At 60.5% G+C, this 6805-nt stretch carries 5 protein-coding genes; all 5 read left to right on the top strand.

Annotation, left to right across the window (positions count from 1 at the left end):
* The first annotated feature begins 21 nt into the window (after positions 1-21).
* The 5 genes from J1G18_RS10085 to J1G18_RS10105 all read left to right on the top strand — a co-directional run bounded on the left by J1G18_RS10085 (position 22) and on the right by J1G18_RS10105 (position 6655).
* Positions 22-1485, top strand: a complete 1464-nt coding sequence (locus J1G18_RS10085) for a serralysin family metalloprotease (protein ID WP_134786450.1) — start codon at positions 22-24, stop codon at positions 1483-1485.
* Between the two features lie 92 nt (positions 1486-1577).
* Entirely contained in the window at positions 1578-2000 is a 423-nt protein-coding gene (locus J1G18_RS10090) for an AprI/Inh family metalloprotease inhibitor (protein WP_153049092.1), read from the top strand.
* 172 nt (positions 2001-2172) lie between these two features.
* Positions 2173-3948 carry a type I secretion system permease/ATPase gene (locus tag J1G18_RS10095; RefSeq protein ID WP_223007590.1) on the top strand — a complete coding sequence of 592 codons (1776 nt, stop codon included), beginning with the start codon at positions 2173-2175 and terminating at the stop codon, positions 3946-3948.
* A complete protein-coding gene (locus J1G18_RS10100; RefSeq protein ID WP_003225006.1) occupies positions 3945-5294 on the top strand; it encodes an HlyD family type I secretion periplasmic adaptor subunit in 1350 nt (449 codons plus the stop codon). The genes J1G18_RS10095 and J1G18_RS10100 overlap by 4 nt, the downstream gene beginning before the upstream one ends.
* Positions 5295-5296: 2 nt before the next feature.
* A complete protein-coding gene (locus J1G18_RS10105; RefSeq protein ID WP_210557197.1) occupies positions 5297-6655 on the top strand; it encodes a TolC family outer membrane protein in 1359 nt (452 codons plus the stop codon).
* The last annotated feature ends 150 nt before the right edge of the window (positions 6656-6805 follow it).

Below are 6805 nucleotides of genomic sequence, written 5' to 3' on the forward strand. Positions count from 1 at the left end.
GCTAAACAAGGAAGTGTGTTTATGTCGAAAGTAAAAGCGAACGCTATTGATATCACCGCAGACACATTCGTGCCTGTCGGCGCAGCGCAATCTCTGGCTGCGACCAGCTCTGCCTGGAACCAGATCAATAGCTTCAGCCATCAATACGATCGTGGCGGCAACCTCACGGTCAATGGCAAACCGTCCTTCTCGGTGGATCAAGCCGCCACTCAACTGTTGCGCGACGGTGCCTCCTGGCACGACCTGGACAACAGTGGCAAGATCGAACTGACCTACACCTTTCTGACCGCCAAAACCGCTAACTTCAGCGGCCTGGGCGTCACCGGTTTCAGTCAGTTCAGCTCCCTGCAGAAAGCCCAGGCCGTGCTCGCCATGCAATCCTGGGCGGATGTCGCCAACGTGACGTTCACCGAATCGGCCCGAGGTGGCGACGGGCACATGACCTTCGGTAACTACAGCGGCGGCCAGGAAGGCGCAGCGGCGTTTGCGTTCCTGCCAGGCACCGAGCCAGGCTATGACGGTCAATCCTGGTACCTGACCGGCAGTGGCTACGACGTCAACAAAACCCCGGGTCTGAACAATTACGGGCGTCAAACCCTGACCCACGAAATCGGCCACACCCTGGGCCTGTCTCACCCTGGCGACTACAACGCCGGCGAAGGCAATCCGACTTACAAGGATGCTTCCTACGGGCAAGACACCCGCGGTTACAGCCTCATGAGTTACTGGAGCGAAAGCAACACCGCCCAGAACTTCAGTAAGGGTGGTGTGGAAGCCTATGCTTCCGGCCCGCTGATGGATGACATCGCGGCCATCCAGAAGCTGTACGGCGCCAACATGAACACCCGTACCGGTGACACCACCTACGGCTTCAACTCCAACGCCGGTCGCGATTTCCTCAGCGCCTCGTCGTCGAGCGACAAGCTGGTGTTCTCGGTGTGGGATGCGGGCGGCAAGGACACCTTCGACTTCTCGGGTTTCACCCAGAACCAGAAGATCAACCTCAATGAAGCCTCGTTCTCCGACGTAGGGGGCATGATCGGTAACGTGTCCATCGCCAAGGGCGTGACCATCGAGAACGCCATCGGCGGTTCGGGCAACGATCTGCTGATCGGTAACAGTGCGTCCAACGAGCTGAAGGGTGGTGCCGGCAACGACATCATCTACGGCGCCGGTGGTGCGGACAAACTGTGGGGCGGTGCGGGTTCGGACACTTTCGTGTTCGCCTCCAGCTCCGACTCCAAGCCGGGTGCAATCGATCAGATCCTCGATTTCGTCAGCGGTCTGGACAAAATCGACCTGAGCGCCATCACCAACGGTTCCGGCCTGCACTTTGTCAGCAGCTTCACCGGTTCGGCCGGCGACGCGATCCTGACCTCGTCGGGTGGCAACAGCCTGTTGTCGGTGGACTTCTCCGGGCACGGCGTGGCGGACTTCCAGGTCAGCACCGTGGGCCAGGCAGCGACCAGCGACATCGTGGCGTGATGTGAAACGGGAAGCGGCGCTTGATGCGCCGCTTTCTTTGCTTGCATCGTGTTGATGGCTGGGCAAGGCTAGGTGCTGGAGCGAATTTTCTGATGATCTGTAAAGTTTTTACCTACAAGGCAATGGCGTGGCTTTCGGCGGCGCTGATCATGATTTCTGGAGAAACAACCATGGCAAGCAGCCTCAGACTTGAAGATCCATCGGTTTTTGCCGGGCAATGGCAGGCGACGTTGAGCACAGAAAATGACGCGCCCGAAGCGCAAAAGCTGCAGGATAAACCGTCGAACACCTGTGCCCTCGAACTGCAAGCCAATCAGACCGTCGGCAACGGCGCCGAATGCCTTGGCGCATGGCTGGAAGATTCGCCCATCGGCTGGTTTCCGGAACCCGACGGAATTTCGATCACCGGCAAGGAAGGTTCAAGAATCGTGTTTTTCAGCCGACAAGGTGACGGGCTCTATTCCAGCACTTTGAAGTCGGGCCTGATTGTTACACTCGAACGCGCGACGAAATAAACGCTCAACTAATTCAGATTGAATATATGGCAGTGTTTGAACGTTATAAGTGATTGTCGCAGTTGTTGTTGAATGGTAAGCGAGTACTTGCAAAACATCTTTCGCAGGTAGGCGGAACATTAATTGAGCGCTCGTCGAAGTCTGGCGGGATCTATCATTTCAGGAAGAAACAATGAAGATGGCGAAGGCCCCAGCCACCGCTCCCTTGTTCAAGGCTTTGGGTGACTATAAAAGCATTCTGATCAGCGTCGGGTGCTTTACCGCACTGATTAACGTGCTGATGCTGGTGCCCTCCATTTATATGCTGCAGGTCTACGACCGCGTACTGTCTTCGCAGAACGAAACGACGTTGGCGATGCTGTCATTGATGGTGGTTGGCTTCTTTGCCTTCATCGGCATGCTGGAGGTGATCCGCAGCTTCATCGTGATCCGCATCGGCAGCCAACTGGAGCGCCGCTTCAACCTGCGGGTGTATCAGGCAGCATTCGAGCGCAACCTGTTCAAGGGCGAGGGCAACGCCGGGCAATCGCTGGGCGACCTGACTCACATTCGACAATTCGTCACCGGCCCGGCCCTGTTCGCGTTTTTCGACGCGCCGTGGTTCCCGGTCTATCTGTTTGTCATCTACCTGTTCAACGTCTGGCTGGGCGTGCTCGCCACAGCCGGCGCGCTGCTGCTGATTGCGCTGGCCTGCCTCAACGAATACATGACCAGGAAACCGCTGGGCGAAGCCGCCGGTTACTCGCAGAAGTCCAGCCAACTGGCGACCAGCCACCTGCACAACGCGGAAACCATCCAGGCCATGGGCATGCTCGGCGCGTTGCGCAAGCGTTGGTTCGGCGTGCACTCGCGTTTCCTCGGCCTGCAGAATCAGGCCAGCGACACCGGCGCGGTGATCAGCTCGATCAGTAAGACCTTGCGCCTGTGCCTGCAATCGCTGGTGCTGGGCCTCGGTGCGTTACTGGTGATCAAGGGCGACATGACCGCCGGGATGATGATCGCCGGTTCGATCCTGATGGGCCGCGTGCTGAGCCCGATCGACCAGTTGATCGCCGTGTGGAAACAGTGGAGCGGGGCGAAGCTGGCCTATCGTCGTCTGGACTCTTTGCTGCAGGCGTTCCCGCCGAGTGATGACGCCATGGCGCTGCCGGCGCCGAAAGGCCAGATCACCTTCGAGCAAGTCAGTGCCGGCCCTCCCGGGCAGCGCGCGGCAACCCTGCAGATGATCAATTTCAATCTGGGCGCTGGCGAAGTGCTCGGCGTGCTCGGTGCTTCCGGTTCCGGCAAGTCGACCCTGGCCCGTGTGCTGGTCGGCGTGTGGCCGACCCTCGGCGGCACGGTGCGCCTGGACAGTGCCGACATCCATCGCTGGAACCGCGACGAGCTCGGCCCGTACATCGGCTACCTGCCACAAGACATCGAACTGTTCAGCGGCAGCATCGCCGAAAACATTGCCCGTTTCAGCGAAGCCAACCCGGAGAAGGTCGTGGCCGCCGCGCAACAGGCCGGCGTCCACGAGATGATTCTGCGCCTGCCGCAAGGCTACGACACGCAACTGGGCGAGGACGGCAGTGGCCTGTCCGGCGGTCAAAAGCAGCGTGTGGCCCTGGCCCGTGCGATGTATGGCGATCCGAGCCTGGTGGTGCTCGATGAGCCGAACTCCAACCTCGACACTGTTGGTGAAGCCGCGCTGGCCAGCGCCATCGCCCAGCTCAAGGCCAAGGGCACCACCGTGGTGCTGGTGACGCATCGCTCTTCGGTACTGGCTCAGGCGGACAAACTGCTGGTGCTCAACGATGGCCGCTTGCAGGCGTTCGGCGCCAGTCAGGAAGTGCTCAAGGCGCTGTCCGGCGCTCAGGAACAACAACGGGAAAAATCCGCGCAGGCACCGGGCGGGCTCAGCATGAGCCGGCAGTACCAGCCCTCGACAAGGAATTCGGGTGTATGAGCAGCGCCAGCATGAACACTGAAAACGAAGCCTCCATGGAACACGCGTACGTCACCGAGCGCCCGGAGCGCGATGCGAAATTCTTCGCCCGCATGGGCTGGATTCTGGCCATCGTCGGCGCCGGCAGTTTCTTCACCTGGGCCGCACTGGCGCCGCTGGATCAGGGGATTCCGGTGCAAGGCACCGTGGTGGTCTCGGGCAAGCGCAAAGCTGTGCAGTCGATGAGCAGCGGCGTGGTCAGCCGGATTCTGGTACGTGAAGGCGAAATCGTGAAGCAGGGGCAACCGTTGTTCCGCCTCGATCAGACCCAGGTCGCCGCCGATGTGCAGTCGCTACAGGCGCAATACCGCATGGCGTGGGCTAGCCTCGCACGCTGGCAGGCCGAACGCGACAACCTCAAAGAAATCACCTTTCCTGCCGAACTGAGTAACGATCCGGATCCGCGTCTGGCGCTGGTTCTTGAAGGCCAGCGTCAACTGTTCAGCAGCCGTCGCGAAGCGTTCTACCGCGAGCAGGCCGGTCTGCGCGCCAGCATTGAAGGCGCCACCGCGCAGCTGGCGGGCATGCGCCGCGCCCGCACCGACCTCAATGCCCAGGCCGATTCGCTGCAACAGCAACTGAGCAACCTGCAGCCACTGGCGGACAACGGCTACATCCCGCGCAACCGCTTGATGGAGTACCAGCGTCAGCTGTCGCAAGTGCAGCAACAACTGGCGGAAAACACCGGTGAAAGCGGCCGGGTGGAGCAGGGCATCCTCGAATCGCGCCTGAAACTGCAACAGCATGGCGAGGAATATCAAAAGGAAGTGCGCACGCAACTGGCCGACGCGCAACTCAAAAGCGTGACCCTGTCCGAGCAACTGACCTCGGCCGGTTTCGACCTGCAACACAGCGAGATCCTCGCCACCGCCGACGGCGTGGCGGTCAACCTTGGCGTGCACACCGAAGGCGCCGTGGTGCGTCAGGGCGAAACCCTGCTGGAGATCGTCCCGCAAGGCACCACCCTGGAAGTCGAAGGGCACTTGCCGATCAACCTGATCGACAAGGTCGGCACGCATCTGCCGGTCGATATCCTGTTCACCGCGTTCAACCAGAGCAAGACCCCGCGTGTACCGGGTGAGGTCAGCCTGATTTCCGCCGACCAGATGGTCGACGAGAAAACCGGCGTGCCGTACTACGTGCTGCGCAGCAGCGTCAGTGATCAGGCGATGGAGAAACTCCACGGTCTGGTGATCAAGCCCGGTATGCCGGCGGAAATGTTCGTGCGCACCGGCGAACGTTCACTGCTCAATTACCTGTTCAAACCATTGCTCGATCGCGCTGGCTCTGCGTTGACTGAAGAATAAGGATGTTCGGCTGTATGAATAAGCTTTCGATGTTGGGAGCAGCGTTCACGCTGCTCGCAGGAAACAGCGCGCTGGCGGCCATGGGGCCATTCGAGGTCTACGAACAGGCATTGCGCAACGATCCGGTGTTCCTCGGCGCGATCAAGGAGCGCGACGCAGGCCTGGAAAACCGCATCATCGGCCGCGCCGGGCTGTTGCCGAGACTGGGTTACAACTACAACCGGGGTCACAACACCTCGAAGGCCACGCAACTGACCGCTCGCGGCAACCTCACCGAAGACCGCAACTACAACAGCTATGGCTCGACCCTGACCTTGCAGCAACCGTTGCTCGACTACGAAGCCTACGCGGCGTATCGCAAAGGCGTGGCGCAGTCGCTGTTCGCCGACGAAGCGTTTCGCGGCAAGAGTCAGGAGCTGCTGGTACGGGTGCTGGACAACTACACCAAAGCCTTGTTCGCTCAGGATCAGATCGACATCGCCCAGGCCAAGAAGAAGGCTTACGAGCAGCAGTTCCAGCAGAACGAACACATGTTCAAACAGGGCGAGGGCACGCGCACCGACATTCTCGAAGCCGAGTCGCGCTATGAACTGGCGACCGCCGAAGAGATCGAGGCGCGCAACGAGCAGGACGCGGCGCTGCGCGAGTTGGGCGCGCTGGTCGGCGTGCAGACGGTGGACATCAGCGAGCTGGCACCACTGGATCAGAATTTCCAGACCTTCGCGCTGATGCCGGCCAACTACGACACCTGGCATGAGCTGGCGATCAGCAACAATCCCAATCTGGCGTCGCAACGCCAGGCGGTGGAAGTGGCCAAGTACGAAGTCGAGCGCAACCGCGCCGGGCACCTGCCGAAAGTCAGTGCCTACGCGTCGATCCGCAAGACTGAATCGGACAGCGGCAACACCTATAACCAGCGCTACGACACCAACACCATCGGCTTTGAAGTCAACGTGCCGCTGTACGCTGGTGGCGGGGTGTCGGCCTCGACCCGTCAGGCCAGCCGCACCATGGAGCAGGCGGAATACGAACTCGACGGCAAGACCCGCGAGACGCTGATCGAACTGCGCCGCCAGTTCAGCGCCTGCCTGTCGGGCGTCAACAAACTGCGCGCCTACCAGAAGGCCCTGGCCTCGGCTGAAGCACTGGTGGTGTCGACCAAGCAAAGCATTCTTGGCGGTGAACGGACGAACCTCGATGCGCTGAACGCCGAACAGCAACTGTTTACCACCCGCCGCGATCTGGCCCAGGCGCGCTACGACTACTTGATGGCCTGGACCAAGCTGCATTACTACGCGGGGACGTTGAACGAACAGGATCTGGCGCGGGTGGATGAGGCGTTCGGTGTTGCTCATCGCTAATGTGCATGGCTTGGGGGTGGCCCTCACCCTAACCCTCTCCCAGAGGGAGAGGGGACTGGATGGGGGATGTTCCAGATGGGCACCGATATGAGTGAGCGGTGCTGAATCCATAATCGACTCGGTTTCTCAGGTCGATGCATGGCTCAAGAC

Source organism: Pseudomonas sp. MIS38 (assembly GCF_019891575.1).
GTDB lineage: Bacteria > Pseudomonadota > Gammaproteobacteria > Pseudomonadales > Pseudomonadaceae > Aquipseudomonas > Aquipseudomonas putida_A.